This is a genomic window from Phenylobacterium zucineum HLK1 (assembly GCF_000017265.1).
Classification (GTDB): Bacteria; Pseudomonadota; Alphaproteobacteria; order Caulobacterales; family Caulobacteraceae; genus Phenylobacterium; species Phenylobacterium zucineum.
In genome coordinates, this window is record NC_011144.1 from 469,801 (window position 1) to 488,529 (window position 18,729).

At 74.2% G+C, this 18,729-nt stretch carries 14 protein-coding genes; 10 read left to right on the forward strand and 4 right to left on the reverse strand.

Annotated elements, in window-relative coordinates; translation table 11 throughout:
- Positions 1-168 precede the first annotated feature (168 nt).
- On the forward strand, positions 169-2,715 hold the full coding sequence (locus PHZ_RS02480; RefSeq protein ID WP_148216768.1) for a cation-translocating P-type ATPase: 2,547 nt from the start codon (positions 169-171) through the stop codon (positions 2,713-2,715).
- Positions 2,716-2,790: 75 nt separating this feature from the next.
- Positions 2,791-3,033, forward strand: a complete 243-nt coding sequence (locus PHZ_RS02485; RefSeq protein ID WP_041373035.1) for a hypothetical protein — start codon at positions 2,791-2,793, stop codon at positions 3,031-3,033.
- A gap of 6 nt (positions 3,034-3,039) precedes the next feature.
- Here the strand turns inward: PHZ_RS02485 and PHZ_RS02490 are convergent, their stop codons facing one another.
- On the reverse strand, positions 3,040-5,709 hold the full coding sequence (locus tag PHZ_RS02490; RefSeq protein WP_012521021.1) for a bifunctional acetate--CoA ligase family protein/GNAT family N-acetyltransferase: 2,670 nt from the start codon (positions 5,707-5,709) through the stop codon (positions 3,040-3,042).
- Between the two features lie 196 nt (positions 5,710-5,905).
- Here PHZ_RS02490 and PHZ_RS02495 point away from each other — a divergent pair, with 196 nt between their 5' ends.
- The 3 genes from PHZ_RS02495 to PHZ_RS02505 all read left to right on the forward strand — a co-directional run bounded on the left by PHZ_RS02495 (position 5,906) and on the right by PHZ_RS02505 (position 8,896).
- Positions 5,906-6,358 carry an Hsp20/alpha crystallin family protein gene (locus tag PHZ_RS02495; protein ID WP_012521022.1) on the forward strand — a complete coding sequence of 151 codons (453 nt, stop codon included), beginning with the start codon at positions 5,906-5,908 and terminating at the stop codon, positions 6,356-6,358.
- 73 nt (positions 6,359-6,431) lie between these two features.
- Positions 6,432-7,985, forward strand: a complete 1,554-nt coding sequence (locus PHZ_RS02500; RefSeq protein ID WP_083770793.1) for a thymidine phosphorylase family protein — start codon at positions 6,432-6,434, stop codon at positions 7,983-7,985.
- Positions 7,982-8,896, forward strand: coding sequence for a ribose-phosphate diphosphokinase (locus PHZ_RS02505; protein ID WP_012521024.1), 915 nt, complete (start codon positions 7,982-7,984; stop codon positions 8,894-8,896). The genes PHZ_RS02500 and PHZ_RS02505 overlap by 4 nt, the downstream gene beginning before the upstream one ends.
- Here PHZ_RS02505 and hutC read toward each other — a convergent pair.
- Together hutC and PHZ_RS02515 are read right to left on the reverse strand one after the other, a co-directional pair.
- Positions 8,857-9,576, reverse strand: a complete 720-nt coding sequence (gene hutC / locus PHZ_RS02510) for a histidine utilization repressor (protein WP_012521025.1) — start codon at positions 9,574-9,576, stop codon at positions 8,857-8,859. The genes PHZ_RS02505 and hutC overlap by 40 nt on opposite strands.
- Positions 9,573-10,937 carry a formimidoylglutamate deiminase gene (locus PHZ_RS02515; RefSeq protein WP_012521026.1) on the reverse strand — a complete coding sequence of 455 codons (1,365 nt, stop codon included), beginning with the start codon at positions 10,935-10,937 and terminating at the stop codon, positions 9,573-9,575. Before PHZ_RS02515 ends, hutC begins: the two co-directional genes overlap by 4 nt.
- A 67-nt stretch (positions 10,938-11,004) precedes the next feature.
- Between PHZ_RS02515 and hutI the strand changes: the two genes are divergently transcribed.
- The 4 genes from hutI to hutU are packed head-to-tail and all read left to right on the forward strand — an operon-like array spanning position 11,005 to position 16,194.
- Positions 11,005-12,186, forward strand: coding sequence for an imidazolonepropionase (hutI, locus tag PHZ_RS02520; RefSeq protein ID WP_012521027.1), 1,182 nt, complete (start codon positions 11,005-11,007; stop codon positions 12,184-12,186).
- Positions 12,171-13,718 (forward strand): histidine ammonia-lyase, encoded by a 1,548-nt coding sequence (hutH, locus tag PHZ_RS02525; RefSeq protein ID WP_086004022.1) that lies wholly within the window; start codon positions 12,171-12,173, stop codon positions 13,716-13,718. Before hutI ends, hutH begins: the two co-directional genes overlap by 16 nt.
- Positions 13,715-14,530, forward strand: a complete 816-nt coding sequence (gene hutG / locus PHZ_RS02530; RefSeq protein WP_083770795.1) for an N-formylglutamate deformylase — start codon at positions 13,715-13,717, stop codon at positions 14,528-14,530. Before hutH ends, hutG begins: the two co-directional genes overlap by 4 nt.
- Positions 14,527-16,194, forward strand: coding sequence for a urocanate hydratase (gene hutU / locus PHZ_RS02535; protein WP_012521030.1), 1,668 nt, complete (start codon positions 14,527-14,529; stop codon positions 16,192-16,194). Before hutG ends, hutU begins: the two co-directional genes overlap by 4 nt.
- 6 nt (positions 16,195-16,200) lie before the next feature.
- Here the strand turns inward: hutU and PHZ_RS02540 are convergent, their stop codons facing one another.
- A complete protein-coding gene (locus PHZ_RS02540; protein WP_012521031.1) occupies positions 16,201-17,841 on the reverse strand; it encodes a glycosyltransferase family 4 protein in 1,641 nt (546 codons plus the stop codon).
- A gap of 83 nt (positions 17,842-17,924) precedes the next feature.
- Between PHZ_RS02540 and PHZ_RS02545 the strand changes: the two genes are divergently transcribed.
- Positions 17,925-18,728: a sialate O-acetylesterase gene (locus PHZ_RS02545; RefSeq protein WP_012521032.1), complete on the forward strand. Its 804-nt coding sequence runs from the start codon at positions 17,925-17,927 to the stop codon at positions 18,726-18,728.
- Position 18,729 lies beyond the last annotated feature (1 nt).

The following is an 18,729-nucleotide window of genomic DNA, read 5'->3' on the forward strand; positions in this document are numbered from 1 at the left end:
CCGGAACGGGGCCAGCGGCCAAACGGCCAGGGCCCACCGCGTCCAAAGCCCCGACACGAGGACGGCGGCGGCGGATTGAGCAACTCGGACCGGGTCTCCCGCCCGTGCAGGAGGCCCGGTCGCGGCCCTCCGGCGCTCGGCTTCCCCGATCCCCCAGGCTAGGGTCGTATGGCGATGCCTCCTGACGACCTGACGCCGTCCCGCCTGACGGGCCTCAGCGAGGCCGAGGCGGCGCGCAGGCTCGCCCTGCACGGTCCGAACCGGGTGTCGGAGCGCCGCACGCGGCGGCTGCCGCAGATCGTCCTGGACGCCCTGCGCGAGCCCATGTTCCTGCTGCTGTTCGGCGCGGTGGGCCTCTATTTCGCGGTCGGCGACTTCGCCGAGGCGGCCTTCCTCTTCCTCGGCGCGGTGGCGACCATCGGCCTGGGGGTCGCCCAGGAGGCCCGCAGCGAACGGGCGCTGGCGGCGCTGGCCCGCCTGGCCGAGCCCACCGCGCGGGTGATCCGCGACGGCGCCGAGCGGCGCATCCCCGCCGCCCAGCTCGTTCCCGGCGACGTGTTCCTGGTGGCGGAAGGCGGCCGGGCCCCCGCCGACGCCGTGCTGCTGTCGGGCGACGTGCTGTCGGTGGACGAGTCGGTGCTGACCGGCGAGGCCGCGACGGTGCTGAAGCGGCCCGACCCGCACCTGGCGGCGGATCGCGCGCCGGACCCGCCGGGCGCGTCCGACAGCCCCTGGCTCTACGCCGGGTCGCTGGTGGCGCGCGGCCAGGGGGTCGCGCGCGTGGCCGCGACCGGCAAGGCGACCCGGATCGGCGCCATCGGCGCATCGCTCTCGGCCCTCACCGAAGGGCCCACCCCGCTGCAGCGCGCGACCCGGCGGGTGGTGCGCCAGCTGGGCCTGTTCGCCTTCGCCGTCGCGGGGTCGGTGCTGCTGATCTACGGGCTCGGCCGCGACGACTGGATGGCGGGCGCCCTGGCCAGCCTGACGATCGGCATCGCGCTGATCCCCGAGGAATTCCCCATGGTGCTGGCGGTGTTCCTGGCCCTCGGCGGATGGCGCCTGGCGCAGAAGAACGTGCTGGTGCGCCGCTCGGCCGCCATCGAGACCCTGGGGGCGATCAGCGTGCTGGCGGTGGACAAGACCGGCACGCTCACCCGCAACCACATGACCGTCGCCTCCGTCTGGCGCCGGAGCCGGGAATGGGACTGCGCCGAAGGGGCGCCCGGCGATCCCGAGCCGAAGGCGCTGATCGAGGCCGCGCTCCTGGCCTCGGCGGTGCGGCCGCTCGACCCCATGGACCGGGCGCTGCACGAGCTCGCCGGACCGGGAGCGCTGGGCGAGCGGGTCCCGCTGCGTTCGTTCCCGCTGCGGCCGGACCGGCTGGCGTTCATCCAGGCCTGGCCGGACGGCGACGCCGTGATCTTCGCGGCCAAGGGCGCGCCCGAGGCGGTGTTCGACCTGTGCCGGCTGCACGGCGCGGCGCGGGCCGGGCTGGAGGCGGTCGTCGCCGACCTCGCGCGGCGGGGCCTGCGGGTGCTGGGCGTCGCCACGGCGCGGCGGGCGCACGACCATCACGCCGACCCGGGCGACGAGGCCTACGCCTTCCAGGGACTGGTCGCCTTCGAGGATCCGGTGCGCGAGGAGGTGCCGCCGGCCCTGGCCGCGGCCCAGGCCGCCGGCGTGCGGGTGGTGATGATCACCGGCGACTATCCGGCCACCGCCCTGGCGATCGCCCGTCGCGCGGGGATCGGACGTGCGGGCGGGGCGCTGACCGGCGCCGACATCGCCGCCATGGACGATGCGAGCCTGCGCGAGGCGGTCCGCGGGACCGACGTGTTCGCGCGCATCAGCCCGGACCAGAAGCTGCGCCTGGTCGAGGCGCTGCGCGCCGGCGGCGAGCTGGTCGGCATGTTCGGCGACGGGGTGAACGACGCCCCGGCCCTCGAGGCGGCCCACGTCGGCGTGGCCATGGGCGAGCGGGGGACCGATGTCGCGCGTGAGGCCGCCGACCTCGTGCTGCTGGACGACCGCTTCGTCTCGATCGTGTCCGGGATCGGGGAAGGCCGGCGCATCTTCGCAAACCTGCGCTTCGCCCTGGCCTACCTGGTGGCCGTGCACGTGCCGATGGCGGGCCTGGCCCTGCTGCCGCCGCTGCTGGGCCTGGGGCCGGTGCTGTTCCCGATGCAGGTGGTGCTGCTGGAGTTGGTGATCGACCCGGTCTGCGCCCTGGTGTTCGAGAGCCGGCCGGCCTCGCGCACCTCGATGCGCCGGCCGCCGCGCGATCCGGGCGAGCCGCTGTTCGGGGGCCGGCGGCTGCTGACGGCGGCGGTCCAGGGTCTGGTGGTGCTGGCCGTGGTGTTCGGTCTGCACCTGCTGCTGCTGGAGCAGGGCGTTCCCGAGGCCCAGGCGCGGGCGACGGCGCTGATCGGCCTCGTGGCCGCCAACCTCGGCATGGCGGGCGTGCTCAGCGCCGGGGCGGCCGGCGCCGATGCGCGGCGCCAGCGGCCCGCCTTCGGCCTGATCGTCCTCTTCGCCGGCGGCATGCTGGCGGCCAGCGTCTGGTTCCCGTCCTTCGCGGCTCTGTTCCAGGCCGAGCCGCCCGGCCTGCTCGCCGCCTTCACGGCGGCCGCGGCCGGCCTCGCGGCCGGGCTGGGGGTCGGGGTCGCCGCCCTGCTGCAGGAGGGCCGCTTCGTCCGCCGCCGGGCGGCTCCGTAGGACTACCTAGGGGGACGTCCCGAATGGCGCGGGTCCCGCCGGCGGAGTTAGCTCGGGGCAACAAGGAGCTGACAAATGTCCCTCGCGCTGCACGCCCAACCCGCCCTGGTCGCCAAGGCCGCCGCCGGCAAGGACGCCGCCGACACCTACCTGGTCATGGGCCCGCTGGGCCAGGCGGACTGGGTGGCCGACCCCGAGGCCGCCACCGCCTTCGCTTCCATGCGCGAGGCCACCCGCGCGGCCCTGCGGCTGCCGGCCGCGCTGCGGGCCTTCGGCCTGCCGCGCGAGCCCGAGGTGGCGCTGCGCCGGGCCCACTGAGGCCGCTCACACCGTCTCGGCCGGGCTCCACACGACGCGCACCCGGCCAAGATCGCTCTCGTCCGTCCGGGTGCGGAAGCCGAAGGCCTCGGCCATGCTCCGCATCCGGTGGTTCTCGCGGGCGACGTCGCCCCACACCTCGCCGAGCCCGCGGGCGTCGGCGTAGTCCAGCACCTCCTTCAGCAGCATCCGCCCCAGGCCCCGGTCCTGGTGGTCGCTGCGGACCATCAGGGCGTATTCGCCGCTGCCGCCCTCGGGATCCTCCACCAGCCGGCCGACGCCCAGGATCTCGCCGTTCTCGGCCTCGGCGACGAAGGCCATGTGCCGGTCGTAGTCGATCTGGGTCAGGCGCAGGGCGAGGTCCGGCGTCAGGCGCCGCATCCCCCCGAAGAAGCGCATGTGCACGTCCTCGTCCGTGCTGCGGTCCACCATGTCCACCAGGCGCTCGGCGTCGGCCGGGCGGATGGGGCGCACGCACAGGGAAAGGTCGCCCAGCTTCACCTGGTGGGTCAGGTGGGCGGGGTAGGGCAGGATCGCGGGCCGGGGCGTCGACAGGTCCGGCCGGCGCACGGCGATGCGCGCGTCCAGGGCGATGGCCCCGCTCTCGTCGCAGAGCACCGGATTGAGGTCGAGCTCGACGATCTCGGGCACGTCGGTGGAGAGCCGCCCGAGCGCCACCAGCAGCTTCGCCAGGGCGGCGAGATCGGCGGGGGGGCGGTCGCGGAAGCCCGCCAGGAGACGCGAGATGCGGGTCGTCCCGATCATCTCCCGCGCCAGGGCCTCGTTCAGAGGCGGGAAGCCCAGCGCCCGGTCGGCCAGGACCTCCACCGCGACGCCGCCCGCGCCGACCATCACGAGGGGGCCGAACACCGGATCCTGCACGATGCCCGCCAGGATCTCCTGGGCCTTTGGACGGACGACCATCGGCTGGAGCATGAAGCCCTCGACGTGGGCGTCGGGACGCAGCCGCGCCACGTTGGCCAACATGTCGCCGGCGGCCCGCTCCACCGGCCCGCGGCCTTCGAGGTCCAGCCGCACGCCGCCGACATCGGATTTGTGGGGGATGTCGCGGGACAGGATCTTCAGCGCCACCGGCCCGCCCAGCGCCTCCGCCGCCTCTCCGGCCTGGGTCGGATCGCGGACGATGCGGGTCTCCAGGATCGGGACGCCGTAGGCCCGCAGCACGGCCTGGATCTCCAGCGGCGCCAGCGAGCTGCGGCCCTCGGCGAGGACGCCCTCGACCACGGCGCGGGCCGCGGCCATGTCGCCGGCCCCCTCGCTGCCGTCCGGGGCGTGCAGCAGGCGCTCGCGGGCGTGGCCGCAGTCGCGCTTGAGGGCGAAGGCGCGGACGGCGGCCTCGGGCGTCTCGTAGGTGGGCAGGCCCTCGGCGGTGAAGCGGGCCCGCGCCTGGGCGACGGAGGCGCCGCCCAGCCAGGCGGTCAGCACCGGCTTGGGCGCCCAGCCGCGCGGGGTCGCGGCGATGACCGCCTCGGCGGCCTCGGTGCTGTCGGTGACCGCGGTCGGGCAGTTGATCGCCAGGATGGCGTCCACCTCGGGCGCGGCGGCCAGGATGGACACGGCCTCGCCGTAGAGCTGGGCGGGTGTGTCGCCCAGGATGTCGACGGGATTGCGCCGCGACCAGTTCGCCGGGGCGACCCGGCCGAGCGCCTCGATCGTCTGCGGCGAGAGCTCGGCGAGGGGCGCGCCTTCGCGCTCCAGCGCATCCACCGCCAGGACGCCCGCGCCGCCGCCATTGGTGACGATGGCCAGCCGCTCGACGCTGCGGGGGTGGCCGCGGGCGAAGGTCTCGGCGGCCTCCAGGAAGTCGCTCAGTTCGGCGACCTGCAGCAGGCCCGCGCGGCGGAAGGCGGCGGCGTAGACGGCGTCGGCCCCCGCGAGCGCGCCGGTGTGCGAGAACGCCGCCTTGGCGCCGGCCGCGCCCCGGCCGCCCTTGATCACCACCACCGGCTTCGAGCGGGCCGCGAACCGGGCGGCGCTCATGAACTTCCGCGCCTCCCGCAGGCCCTCGAGGTAGAGCAGGATCGCCTTGGTCTCGGGATCGCGTCCCAGGTGGTCCAGCATGTCGGCGACGTCGACGTCGAGGGCGTTGCCCAGGGTGACCACGTGCGAGAAGCCGACGCCGTGCGCCGGGGCCCAGTCGAGCAGGGCCGAGGCCACGGCCCCCGACTGGGCGACCAGGGCGACGCCGCCGGGCGGCGCCGAGCCGCGGGCGAAGCTGGCGTTGATCCCCCGCCGCGGCGACATGAATCCAAGGCAGTTGGGGCCGACGATCCGCAGCAGGTGCGGACGGGCCGCGTCGAGCAGCGCCTGGCGCAGCCGCGCCGTCGCCTCGTCCTGGGCCTCGAAGCCCGCGCTGATCACCACCGCCGCCCGGCAGCCCCGAGCGCCCAGGTCGCTGACGAGCCCCGGCAGGGTCGGCGCGGGCGTGGCGATCACCGCCAGGTCCGGCGCGTGGGGCAGGTCGGCGACCGACCGGAAGGCGGTCTCGCCCAGGATCGTCTTGCCCTTCGGATTGACGAACATCAGCGGGCCGGGGAAGCCGCCGGCCTTCAGGTTGCGGGCTACGACGTCGCCGACGGAGCCGGGACGGTCGCTGGCCCCGATCAGGGCGATCGCCCGGGGGCGGAAGAGGGAGTCGAAATTGCGGGTGGTCATCGGCGGCGGGAATGCGCTCTGGCGTCCGAAGGCTCCTTGATAACCCGCAATCCGCGGCCTGACCGTCGCATTTTCTGGCCGTCGCATTTTCTGGCCGCCGCGTTTTGATGAAGCTCAAGGCGCCGCCCGCCGGCGGCCGGCCTACTCGGCGAGCCGGTCCCTGGAGCAGGCCGGCCCTGAGAGACAGGATCCGCCCATGAACATCCCGACCCCCTCCAAGACGGCCGCGTCCGTGCGGTCGCCCTTCCAGCCCTTCCAGCGCGAGCTGAGCCGCTTCTTCGACGAGCTCGAGTCCGGCTGGGAGGCGTTCACCGATTTCCGCCTCGCGCCCAGCATGGACGTCGCCGAGACCAAGGAAGGCATGGAGATCAGCCTCGAGCTGCCCGGCCTGTCCCGCGAGGACGTGAAGATCTCGATGGACGGCGACCTGCTCACCGTCAGCGGCGAGAAGAAGGCCGAGCGCGAGGAGAAGGACCGCCGCTACCGCCTGGTGGAGCGCAGCTACGGCGAATTCTCCCGTTCGGTGCGCCTGCCGCGCAGCATCGATCCGGCCACCATCACCGCCGCCATGGCCGACGGCGTGCTAAGGATCACCGGAACCAAGCGTCCCGACGCGGCGACCAAGACGATCGAGATCCAGGCCTCCTGAGCAGGCGGCGTGGACGGAGCGCCTCGGCCCGCCGGTTCCGCCGGGGCGCTCCGAACACTTCAGGGAGCGACCCATGCCCGACGATCCGCGGCCTGCGGCCCCTCCCGTCCGTGAGCCGGAAGCCCGCCTGGGCCCCGCCGCGCCGCTGACCGCGCGGCCGGTGGCCCTCAACACCTTCCGCGAGAACGTGGTGATCCTGCCGCGGTCGAGCCCGGCCGTGCGGCCGGAGCGGCTGGCGGGCGTGCGCAAGGTCGAGGTGCGGGCCGGCGAGGTGACCATCCTCGCCACGCCGATGATCTCGGAGGACGGCCTGCTGCAGCCTGGCGAGCTGGGCCTGCCGCAACCGGCGTTCCGGCGCCTGGGCGTGCGGCCCGGCGATCCGGTGCACGTCGCGCCCGCCCGCTCGCCGCGCACCCTCGAGGCGGTCCGGGCGAAGATCGCCGGCGCCAGCCTGACGCCGGACGACTACGAGGCCATCACCGGGGACCTGGCGGCGCACCGCTGGTCCGACATGGAGATCGCCGCCTTCCTCGTGGCCTGCGCCGCGTTCATGACGCCGGAGGAGGTGCTGTCGCTGACCAAAGCGATGGTGACAGCCGGCCGGCGGCTGAGCTGGAACCGCGACCTGGTGGTGGACAAGCACTGCATCGGCGGCATCCCCGGCAACCGCACGACGCTGATCGTCACGCCCATCGTGGCGGCGCACGGCCTGACCATGCCCAAGACCTCGTCGCGGGCCATCACCTCGCCCGCGGGGACCGCCGACACCATGGAGGTCTTCGCCCGGGTCGACCTCAGCGAGGCCGAGATGCGGCAGGTGGTGGAGACCTGCGGGGCCTGCGTCTCGTGGGGCGGGCGGGTGAACCTGTCCCCCGCCGACGACGTGCTGATCTCGGTGGAGCGCCCGCTGTCCATCGACACGCCCGAGCAGATGGTCGCCTCGATCGTCTCGAAGAAGCTGGCGGCGGGCTCGACCCACCTCGTGCTCGACGTGCCGGTCGGTCCCACGGCCAAGGTCCGCGACAGGCGCCAGGCGCTGCGGCTGAAGAAGCTGTTCGAATACGTCGCCGACGGGACCGGGCTGTCCATCGAGGTGCTGCTGACCGACGCTATCGAGCCGATCGGCCGCGGCGTCGGCCCGGTGCTGGAGGCGCGCGACGTCACCGCCGTGCTGGAGAACCGCGCCGACGCGCCCGAGGACCTGAGGGAGAAGTCGATCCGGCTGGCCGGCCGGGTGCTGGAGGTGGATCCCGCCCTGCGCGGCGGGGCCGGCGAGCGCCGGGCGCGCGAGCTGCTGGAGAGCGGGGCGGCGGCCGAGAAGATGGCCCAGATCTGCGAAGCCCAGGGCGCCTCGCCGCTGAAGAACGCCACCGGCGACCTGATCCACGAGGTGCGGGCGGCCGGCTCGGGCCGGGTGGCCGCCATCGACTGCCTGCGGATCGCCACCATCGCCCGGCTGGCGGGCGCCCCGACGGATCCCGGCGCGGGGCTGGAGCTGCTGCGCAAGACCGGCGAGACGGTGCGCACGGGCGAGCCGCTCTACCGGATCTACGGCTCGGAGATCTCGGACTTCGGCTTCGCCTGCGAGGCCACGGGCGAGGACCCCGGCGTGCGGATCGAATCATGAGGCTCGTCGTCCACGCCTTCGCCGACGAGGAGGCGCCGGCCAGCCGCCTGGCCGCGGCCCTGGGCGTCCCTCTCAGGCTGGTGGACGTCCACGCCTTCCCGGACGGCGAGACGCTGCCGAGGGTGCCCGAGACGGCGCCCACGGTGATCGTCTACCGCTCGCTGGACCGGCCGAACCCCAAGCTCATGCCGCTGATGCTGGCGTGCGACGCCTGGCGGCGCGCGGGCGCCCAGCGGCTGGTGCTGGTCGCGCCCTACCTCTGCTACATGCGCCAGGACACCGTCTTCGAGCCGGGGCAGTCGCTGAGCCGCGACGTCATCGGGGCGCTGCTGGGCGCGCGCTTCGACCGGATCGTCACCGTCAATCCGCACCTGCACCGCACCAGCGACCTGTCGGCCGTGTTCGGCTGCGACGCCGACGCGCTGTCGGCGGCCGAGGACCTCGCCCGCACCCTCGGCGGGGACGGCGAGCCGGTCGTGGTCGGACCCGACGTGGAGTCCGCGCCCTGGGCCGCGGACGTGGCGGGGTTCCTGGGCGCGCCCAGCCTGACGCTGGCCAAGCGCCGGCGGGGCGATCGGGAGGTGGAGCTCAGCGTGCCCGATCCGGCGATGGTGGCCGGCCGCCGGGCGATCCTGGTGGACGACATCTGCTCGTCGGGCGCGACCCTGGCCCTTGCGGCCCGGCGGCTCGTCGCCGCCGGCGCGGCCTCGGTGGAGATCGCCGTGACCCACGCGCTGTTCGAGCCGTCGGCCGACGCCCGGCTGCGGGCGGCCGGTGTGCAGCGGATCGTCTCGACGGACTCCTGTCCCCATCCCACCAACGCCGTGGCCCTGGCGCCGCTGCTGGCCGTCGCCCTGGCGGGCGAGGGCGCTCAGCCGCGCGAGGGCGTGAAGCGGGCGATCAGGTCGTAGGCCTCCCCCGGGAAGGTCAGCCGCACGTCCGTGATCCGGTCGGCGCCGCGCCAGGTGCGGCGCTCGAGCACCAGGCAGGCGGTCCCGGCGGGGATGGCCAGCGCCTTGGCTACGGTCCGGCCGGCGTTCCGGGCGCTGATGCGGTGCTCGGCCTCGGTCCAGGGCACGTGCGACAGCAGCCAACCGCCGGGCGGGGTTCCGGCGAAATCCACGAGGCGGGCCTCGGGCGCGGCGGTCAGGTTGACCACCCGCTCCTCCAGGGCGAACGGCCGGCCGGCCGCCCGGTGCAGGCAGCGCAGGGCCAGGACAGGGTCGCCGGGGCCGAGGTCCAGGGCTTCGGCCTCGGCCTCCTTCGCGCCGCGCGCCGTCCGCGACAGCAGCTCGTAGCCGTAGGTCTCGCCGCGCCCGGTCACCTCGGCGGCGATGTCGGGGATGTCGAGCACGGCGGAATGGATCTTCGGCCGCGCGACGAACGTGCCGGCGCGGCGGCGGCGCACGATCAGGCCGGCGTCGGCGAGGGGCCCCAGGGCCTTGTTCACCGTCATGCGCGAGCAGCCGTACTCGGCCATCAGCTCGTGCTCGGCGGGGATTCGGCGCCCCGGCGGCCAGGCGCCCGAGAGGATCTTCTCCTGCACGTCGGCGCGGATGCGCCGGTGCAGGGTGGCGTCCAGGCGGCTCATCCGGCGATCCGCGCCAGGACCTCGCGGTACCGCGCCTCGATCGCGCCGCGGCAGACGTGCCGCCCCTCCGACACCACCAGCCGGCCGCGGCGCCAGACGGCGGCCACCGGGTTGTCGCGGCAGGCGAAGATCCAGCCGTCCAGCAGCGCCTCCCCCGTCCGGCCCGCCAGCGAGGGGTGGGAGAGGTCCAGGGCGACGATGTCGGCCGCCGCGCCTTCGCGCAGACCCGCCTCGACCCCCAGGGCGCGTGCGCCGCCGGCCAGGGTGGCGTCGAACAGGGCGGCGCCGGTCGAGCGGCCAGGGCCGGGCGCGGCGACGTTGCGGCTGCGCGTGACGAGCCGCTGGGCGTACTCCAGGCCGCGCAGCTCGGCGGCGGCGTCGATCAGCACGTTGGAGTCGGTGCCGACCCCGAACGATCCGCCCGCGGCGAGATAGTCGCGAGCCGGGAAGACGCCGTCGCCCAGGTTGGCCTCGGTCACCGGGCACAGGCCGGCGACCGCGCCGCTGGCGGCCAGGGCGCGGGTCTCGTCGGCGGTCATGTGGGTGGCGTGGACCAGGCACCAGCGGGCGTCCACCGGGGCGTTGGCGAGCAGCCATTCCACCGGCCGCGCGCCGGACCAGGCGAGGCAGTCCTCGACCTCCTTAACCTGCTCGGCGGCGTGGATGTGGACCGGCCCGTCGCCCAGCCGGGCCACCACGGCCAGTTCATCCGGCGTCACCGCGCGCAGGCTGTGGGGGGCGACGCCGACGAGCGCGTCCGAGAGGCCGGCGACCGCCGCCCGGCTCGCCTCGACCAGACGGGCGAAGCCGTCGAGATCGTGGATGAAGCGCCGCTGGCCCGGCGCGGGCGGCGCGCCGCCGAAGTTCGCGTGGGCGTAGAACACCGGCAGCAGCGTCAGGCCGATTCCCGTCGCCTGGGCGGCGGCCGCGATGCCCTGGGCCATCTCGGCGGGATCGGCGTAGGGGCGGCCCTCGGGGTCGTTGTGCAGGTAGTGGAACTCGCCCACGCGGGTGAAGCCCGTCTCCAGCATCTCGGCGTAGGCGAGCTCGGCGATCGCCTGGCTGTCCTGCGGCGTCAGCCGGTCGACGAACAGGTACATGGCCTCGCGCCAGGTCCAGAAGTTGTCGCCGGCGGGGCCGGCCACCTCGGCCATGCCGGCCATGCCGCGCTGGAAGGCGTGGCTGTGGAGGTTGCACAGGCCGGGCAGGGCGGCGCCGTGGGCTTCGTCGTCGGGCCCCTGGGGGACGTCCCGCTCCACGGCGGCGATGCGGCATCCATCCAGCGACAGGCGGACCCGGCGGGCCCAGCCGCCCGGCAGCAGCGCCTGTTCAAACCACAGCGAGCGGGCCTTCGCGATCACTGGACACCCTTCCTGCCTTGGCCATAATGTCTATACATATTCGCGGCCGCAGGCGAGAGGGAGGACGATGAGGGTCTGGCGGAACGCCCGGCTGGCGACGCTCGATCCGCGCCTGCCGGGCCTGGGGATCGTGGAGGACGGCGCCGTCGCGGCCGACGGCGAGCGGATCGTCTATGTCGGCCCGGCCGCCGACGCGCCGGACGGCGAGACGGTCGACTGCGAAGGCCGCTGGATCACGCCGGGCCTCATCGACTGCCACACCCACCTCGTCTACGCGGGCGACCGGGCGCACGAGTTCGAGCTGAGGCTGGCCGGCGCCACCTACGAGGAGATCGCCAGGGCCGGCGGCGGCATCGCCTCGACCGTCGCCGCGACCCGGGCCGCGACGGAAGCCGAGCTGACGGCGGCGGCGCGGCCGCGCCTGGAGTCCCTGGTCGCCGAGGGCGTGACGACGGTCGAGATCAAGTCCGGCTACGGCCTCTCGACGGCCGGGGAGCTCAAGCAGCTGCGCGCGGCGCGGGCGCTCGGAGATGCGGCCACGATCGTCACCAGCTTCCTGGGCGCGCACGCGGTTCCCAGCGAGTACGCGGGCGATCCCGACGCCTACATCGACCTGGTCTGCGAGGAGATGATCCCTGCCGTGGCGGCCGAGGGCCTCGCCGACGCCGTGGACGCCTTCTGCGAGGGGATCGGCTTCGCCCCGGCCCAGACCGAGCGGGTTTTCCAGGCGGCCAAGCGCCACGGCCTGCCGGTGAAGCTGCACGCCGAACAGCTGTCGAACCTCAACGGGGCGGCGCTGGCGGCGCGCTACGGGGCGATCTCGGCCGACCACCTGGAGCACCTGGACGAGGCCGGCGTCGCCGCCATGGCCAAGGCCGGGACCGCCGCCGTGCTGCTGCCGGGGGCGTTCTACTTCCTGCGCGACGAACGGCTGCCGCCGATCGGCCTGCTGCGCGCCGCCGCCGTGCCGATGGCGGTGGCCACCGACTGCAACCCCGGCACCTCGCCGCTGACCTCGCTGCTGCTGGCGATGAACATGGCCGCGACCCTGTTCCGGCTGACGGTCGACGAGTGCCTGGCCGGCGTCACCCGCAACGCCGCCCGCGCGCTGGGCCTGCAGGACAGCCTCGGCGTGCTGGCGGCGGGCAAGCGCTGCGATCTCGCCATCTGGGACGTCGAGCGGCCCGCCGAGCTCGTCTACCGCATGGGATTCAATCCGCTGCACGCCCGCGTCTGGAGGGGCCGTTGACCGACATCGTCCTGGAGCCCGGCGCTGCGCCGCTGTCCGTCTGGCGCGAGATCTGGCGCGGGGCGGGGGTGCGCCTCGATCCCGCCGCCCACGCCGTGGTGGCGCAGAGCGCCGAGGCGGTGACGCGCATCCTGGCCAGGGGCGAGCCGGTCTACGGGATCAACACCGGCTTCGGGAAGCTGGCGACCGTCCGCATCGAGGACGCCGACCTCGCCACCCTGCAGAGGAACCTGGTGCTGAGCCATGCGGCCGGGGTGGGCGAGGCCTCGCCGCGCGCCGTCGTGCGGCTGATGATGGCTCTGAAGCTGGCGAGCCTGGCCCAGGGCGCCTCGGGCGTGCGGCCAGTCACGGTCCAGCTGCTGGAGCGGATGATCGCGCAGGACCTGATCCCCGTGGTGCCGGGGCAGGGGTCGGTGGGCGCCTCGGGCGACCTCGCGCCACTCGCCCACATGGCCGCGGCGATGCTGGGGGTGGGCGAGATCGAGACCGCCGGCCAGCGCCTGCCGGCGGGCGAGGCGCTGGCGGCCGCCGGGCTCGCGCCGCTGGCCCTGGGGCCCAAGGAGGGCTTGGCGTTGCTGAACGGCACCCAGTTCTCGACGGCCAATGCGCTGGCCGGCCTGTTCGAGGCCGAGCGGCTGTTCCGCTCGGCCCTGGTGACGGGAGCCCTCTCCACCGAAGCGGCGAAGGGGTCGGACACACCGTTCGACGCCCGCATCCACGCCCTGCGCCGCCAGCCGGGCCAGGTCGAGGCGGCGCGGGCGCTGCGGGAGCTGATGGCGGGCTCTGCGATCCGCGCCTCGCACCTGAAGGACGACGAGCGGGTGCAGGATCCCTACTGCCTGCGCTGCCAGCCGCAGGTGATGGGCGCGGCGCTGGACGTGCTGCGCCAGGCCGCGGCGACGCTGGGCTTCGAGGCCAACGGCGTCTCGGACAATCCGCTGATCTTCGCCGGCGACACGAACAATGGCGAGGACGAGGCGCTGTCGGGCGGCAACTTCCACGCCGAGCCGGTGGCCTTCGCGGCCGACATGATCGCCCTGGCGGTCTGCGAGATCGGCTCCATCGCCGAGCGGCGGATCGCCATGCTGGTGGACCCGGCGCTCTCGGGCCTGCCGGCGTTCCTGACGCCCAAGCCGGGGCTGAACTCGGGCTTCATGATCCCGCAGGTGACCGCCGCCGCCTTGGTCTCGGAGAACAAGCAGCTCGCCCACCCCGCCAGCGTCGATTCCATCCCGACCAGCGCCAACCAGGAGGACCACGTCTCCATGGCCGCGCACGGCGCCCGCCGCCTGCTCGCCATGACTGCCAACCTGGAAGGGGTGGTGGCCATCGAGCTGCTGGCGGCCGCGCAGGGCTGCGACTTCCACGCGCCGCTGACGTCGAGCGAGGCCCTGGAGCGGGTCCGCGCGCGCCTGCGGCGGGACGTGCCCTCGCTGGACCACGACCGGCACTTCGCCCCCGACATCGCCGCGGCCCAGGCGATCGTGCGAGCCGGCGAGCTCGCCTTCCCCGACCTGCCGGGCGTCGCCTGATGGACTGGCTGCAGGTCGTCCGGGGCGAGGCCCCGCTGGTGGTGAGCTTTCCGCATACGGGCACGGACATTCCGGCGGATATCGAGGGGCGGCTCGTCTCGCCCTGGCTGGCCCGCAAGGACGCCGACTGGTGGATCGAGCGGCTCTACGACTTCGCCCCCGCCCTCGGGGCGACGACGGTGCGCACGGCGATCTCCCGCACCGTGATCGACGTGAACCGCGACCCTTCCGGGGCCTCGCTCTATCCCGGCCAGGCCACGACCGAGCTGTGCCCGACGACCACCTTCGACGGCGAGCCGCTGTACCGCGAGGGTCAGGCGCCGGACGCGGCCGAGATCGCCCGGCGGCGGGCGGCCTGGTTCGACCCCTATCACGCCGCCCTGCAGGCCGAGCTGAAGCGGCTCCTGGAACGGCATCACAGGGTGGTGCTGTACGAAGCCCATTCGATCCGCTCGCACGTCCCGCGCCTCTTCGAGGGCGAGCTGCCCAACTTCAACATCGGCACGAACTCGGGCCGCAGCTGCGACGTCACGCTGACGGCCGCGGTGGAGGAGGCCTGCGACGCCTCCGGCTTCAGCCGCGTGACGGACGGCCGGTTCAAGGGCGGCTGGACCACCCGCCGCTACGGGCGGCCCGACGACGGGGTGCATGCGATCCAGATGGAGCTGGCCTGCCGCGGCTACATGGACGAGCCGGCGGGGCCGCCTACCCCGCAGACCTGGCCCACCCCCTACGATCCCGACCGCGCCGAATACATGCGCGGCGCGCTCTCCCACGTCCTCAAGGCCTGCCTGGACTTCACACGCCCATGACCCGACACGACCCGAACCGCGTCATCCGCCCGCCGGTGGGACCCGAGCTGACCTGCCGGAGCTGGCTGACCGAGGCGCCGCTCCGCATGCTGATGAACAACCTGCATCCGGATGTGGCCGAGAACCCCGCCGAGCTGGTGGTCTACGGCGGCGTCGGCCGGGCGGCGCGCGACTGGGAGAGCTACGACCGCATCGTGGAGACCCTGCGCCGGCTGGGCGACGACGAGACGCTGCTGGTCCAGTCCGGCAAGCCGGTGGGCGTCTTCCGCACCCACGCCGACGCCCCGCGCGTGCTGATCGCCAACTCCAACCTCGTGCCGAAGTGGGCGACCTGGGAGCACTTCAACGAACTCGATCGCAAGGGCCTGGCCATGTACGGCCAGATGACGGCCGGATCGTGGATCTACATCGGCACCCAGGGGATCGTTCAGGGCACCTACGAGACCTTCGTCGAGATGGGCCGCCAGCACTACGGCGGCGACCTCTCGGGCCGCTGGCTGCTGACCGCAGGCCTGGGCGGCATGGGCGGCGCCCAGCCCCTGGCGGCGGTGATGGCGGGCGCCTCGTGCCTGGCGATCGAGTGCCAGCCCAGCCGGATCGAGATGCGCCTGCGCACCGGCTACCTCGACCATGCGGCGCAGACGCTGGACGAGGCGCTGGAGATCATCGAGCGGTCCTGCCGGGAGAAGCGGCCGGTCTCGGTCGGCCTGGTCGGCAACGCCTGCGAGGTGCTGCCGCAGATCCTGGAGCGCGGCGTCCTGCCCGATCTGCTGACCGACCAGACCTCGGCCCACGACCCGGTGAACGGCTACCTGCCGAAGGGCTGGAGCCTGGAGCGCTGGGCCGCCATGCGCGAGCAGGCGCCGGACCAGGTGGAGGAGGCGGCCCGCGCCTCGATGGCCGAGCACGTCCAGGCGATGCTGGCGTTCCGCAAGGCGGGCGTGCCGACCGTCGACTACGGCAACAACATCCGTCAGGTGGCGAAGGACGCGGGGGTCACCGACGCGTTCGATTTCCCGGGCTTCGTGCCGGCCTACATCCGCCCGCTGTTCTGCCGCGGGATCGGGCCGTTCCGCTGGGCCGCGCTCTCGGGCGACCCGGACGACATCTTCAGGACCGACGCGAAGGTTAAGGAGCTGATCCCCGACAACCCGCACCTGCACAACTGGCTCGACATGGCCGGCGAGCGGATCAGGTTCCAGGGCCTGCCGGCGCGGATCTGCTGGGTCGGGCTGGGCGACCGGCACCGGCTGGGCCTGGCGTTCAACGAGATGGTGGCGAAGGGCGAGCTGAAGGCGCCGGTGGTGATCGGCCGCGACCACCTCGATTCGGGCTCGGTGGCCTCGCCCAACCGCGAGACCGAGGCCATGCGCGACGGCTCGGACGCGGTGTCGGACTGGCCGCTGCTGAACGCCCTGCTGAACACCGCCTCGGGGGCGACCTGGGTCAGCCTGCACCATGGCGGCGGGGTCGGCATGGGCTACTCCCAGCACGCTGGCATGGTGATCGTCTGCGACGGGACCGAAGCGGCGGCCCGGCGGATCGAGCGCGTGCTGTGGAACGACCCGGCCAGCGGCGTCATGCGCCACGCCGACGCCGGCTACGACATCGCGCTGTCGGTGGCTCGCGAGAAGGGGCTGGACCTGCCGGGCATCCTGGGCTGACCGCGCTCAGGCGGTCTGCACCAGGTTCATCTTCAGGAACCGGCCCACGACCTCGACCATGAGGCTGGGCTGCAGTGTCGTGGCGACAGAGAGCTCAGCGATGCTCGCCTCTCCCTCGGCCAGGCGGGCGAAGGCGGCGCGCACGATGTCCGGGGCGACCTTCCAGTGCGGGAAGACGGGGTGTCCTTCCAGCGCCAGGTAGGCGTCGGCCGAGCCGCCGGGCGCGAGCGCCACGCGGGTGTCGGGGCCGATCCTGGCGGTGGGGAAACCGGCGAAGACGCGGAAGGGGTCGGGCTGGCCGGGGGCGTTGCGCGGGGCGCGGGCCCAGTAGTCCGGCGCGGCGGCGGCCTCCCGCGTGCGGATCGCGTCGAGCTCGTCCCACAGCTCCTGATAGCGGCGGTAGACGTGCGACCAGTCGTAGGTCGAGCGCACGCGCTCGCGGCCCGCCTCGCCCATGCGCCGCCGAAGGTCGGGGTCGTCGATGAGGCGGCCCAGCCGATCGACCAGCTGCGGGAAGTCGACCGACACCGTCAGGCAGGTGCGGAACAGCATGAAGTCGTAGTTCAGCTCGCCGGACTCGTAGGCCTTGGCGATATGGTCCCCGTGGCCCGCGTCGGGCGCATAGGTGGCGATCCGGAAGCCGTCCTCGCCGTCGCGCACGGTGTCGCGGTAACCATCCCAGTCGCTGACCAGCACCGGGACGCCCGAGGCCATGGCCTCCAGCGGCGTGATGCCGAAGGTCTCCTGGATGTTGTCCGAGAGCGAGACGAAGAGGTCGGCGGCCCGCCATGCGGCCCGGTAGCGCTCGAAGTCCTTGCCGTTGATGAAGAGGGCGCGCACGTCGGGGCAGAAGTCGCGCGCCGAGGTGGTGTAGGCCGTCTCCACCGCCTCGTTGGGGAACTGGCCCGCCTGGACGAGCACGATCTTGCGCCCGGTCGTCTCGTACACCGCCTGCAGCGCCCGCAGCATCTGGTAGGGGTGGGCCTTGGCGTGGAACACCAGCCGGCCGGCGAAGAGCACCGCCACCTCGTCGTCGGCCAGCCCCAGCAGCGACCGGGCGGCGGCCCTGTCGGCCTCGCTGAACTCGAAGTCGCGGGCGTGGACCCCCAGCGGGATGACCGGCAGCAGGGGCCGGGGCGCGCGGACCTCCCGCCCGAAGCGCCAGGCGAAGTATTCCTCGCCCGCGCCGATCGCCTGCTCCAGCACCGAGACCGCCGCCCGCGAGGTGCAGATGATCGCGTCCCACGGCGCCAGCGCCGCCGCGGGCAGGGCCGCGAAGGCCGTCATCGGCGGCCCCGAAAGCGTGTGCGTGAGGCCGCAGAGGCTGTAGCTCGCCGGGCCGGCGCGGAGCCGGAACTCGGCCATCGGGGCAAGCTGTCCGTCCGGCCGGAACAGGACCCGCCGCTCGGCCATCGTCGCCAGATCGTTGCGGGCGATCCACTCGGTGCGGCCGGCCGGATCGAACTCCAGCACCGTGCGCCGGAAATCCTGGGCCGCGTTCCCGTAGGGCGAATAGCCCCAGATCGGCCGTCCGGCGTGGGCGGCGACGGCGGCGCGCAGGAAGCCGTTGCCGGCGGCCTGGCGGCCCATCAGCTTGGGCCCGTCCAGGCGATAGGCGTCGGATTCGAAGAGGATGGCGGCGTCCATGGGGGCGGCGGACTAGCATGGCGGCGGGCGCGCCCCAAGGCCCCGCGATTGCCCGCCCGGGCGCGTTCCGCTAGGCCCGGTCCATGGCCAAGACGTCGTTCCTGCACGCCGCCGTCGCAACGATCCTGCTGCTGGCCGCGGGCTGCGCCAGGGCGGGCGGGGACGAGCCGGCCGCGATCGTGGTCGTGGCGGGCCAGTCGAACGCCCTGGGCTATGGCCTCACGGCCGCGGACCTGCCCCCTTCGCTGGCGAGCCCAGACCCGGACGTGAGGATCTGGGACGGCGCCCGCTTCCAGCCGATGGCGGCCGGCCGCAACACGGGCTTCGGGCCGCAGCCGGGGGCCTGGGGACCGGAGGCCGGGTTCGCCCGCGCCTGGCGCGCGGCCCATCCGGACGCCCCGCTCCATGTGGTGAAGTTCGCCCGCGGCTCGACCCCCTTGGCGGCGAGCCCGGGGCGGGACTGGTCGCCGGGCACGCAGGAGCTGTTCGCCGCGGCGACCACCGAGATTGAGGAAGCCAAGGCCGCGCTGGCGGTGAACGGGGGCCCGGCCCGGGTCGTCGCGATCCTGTGGGTGCAGGGGGAGGCAGACGCCGTCGACCCCGCCAAGGCCGCCGCCTACGGGCCCAACCTGGCCGGGCTGATCCAGGCGATCCGTCGGGACTGGTCGTCCGAGGCGCCGATCGTCGTCGGTCAGACCGGACCGGGCCTGCCGTACGCCAAGGCGGTGCGGGCCGGCCAGGCTGCGGTCGCCTCGCCCGAGGGCCGGGTCGCCGTCGTGGACACCGGCCCGCTTCCGCGCCAGGCCGACGGACTGCACATCGCCGCCGAGGGGCAGGCGCGCCTGGGCGCGGCGATGGCCGAAGCCGCCCAGCGCCTGTCGCGGTAGG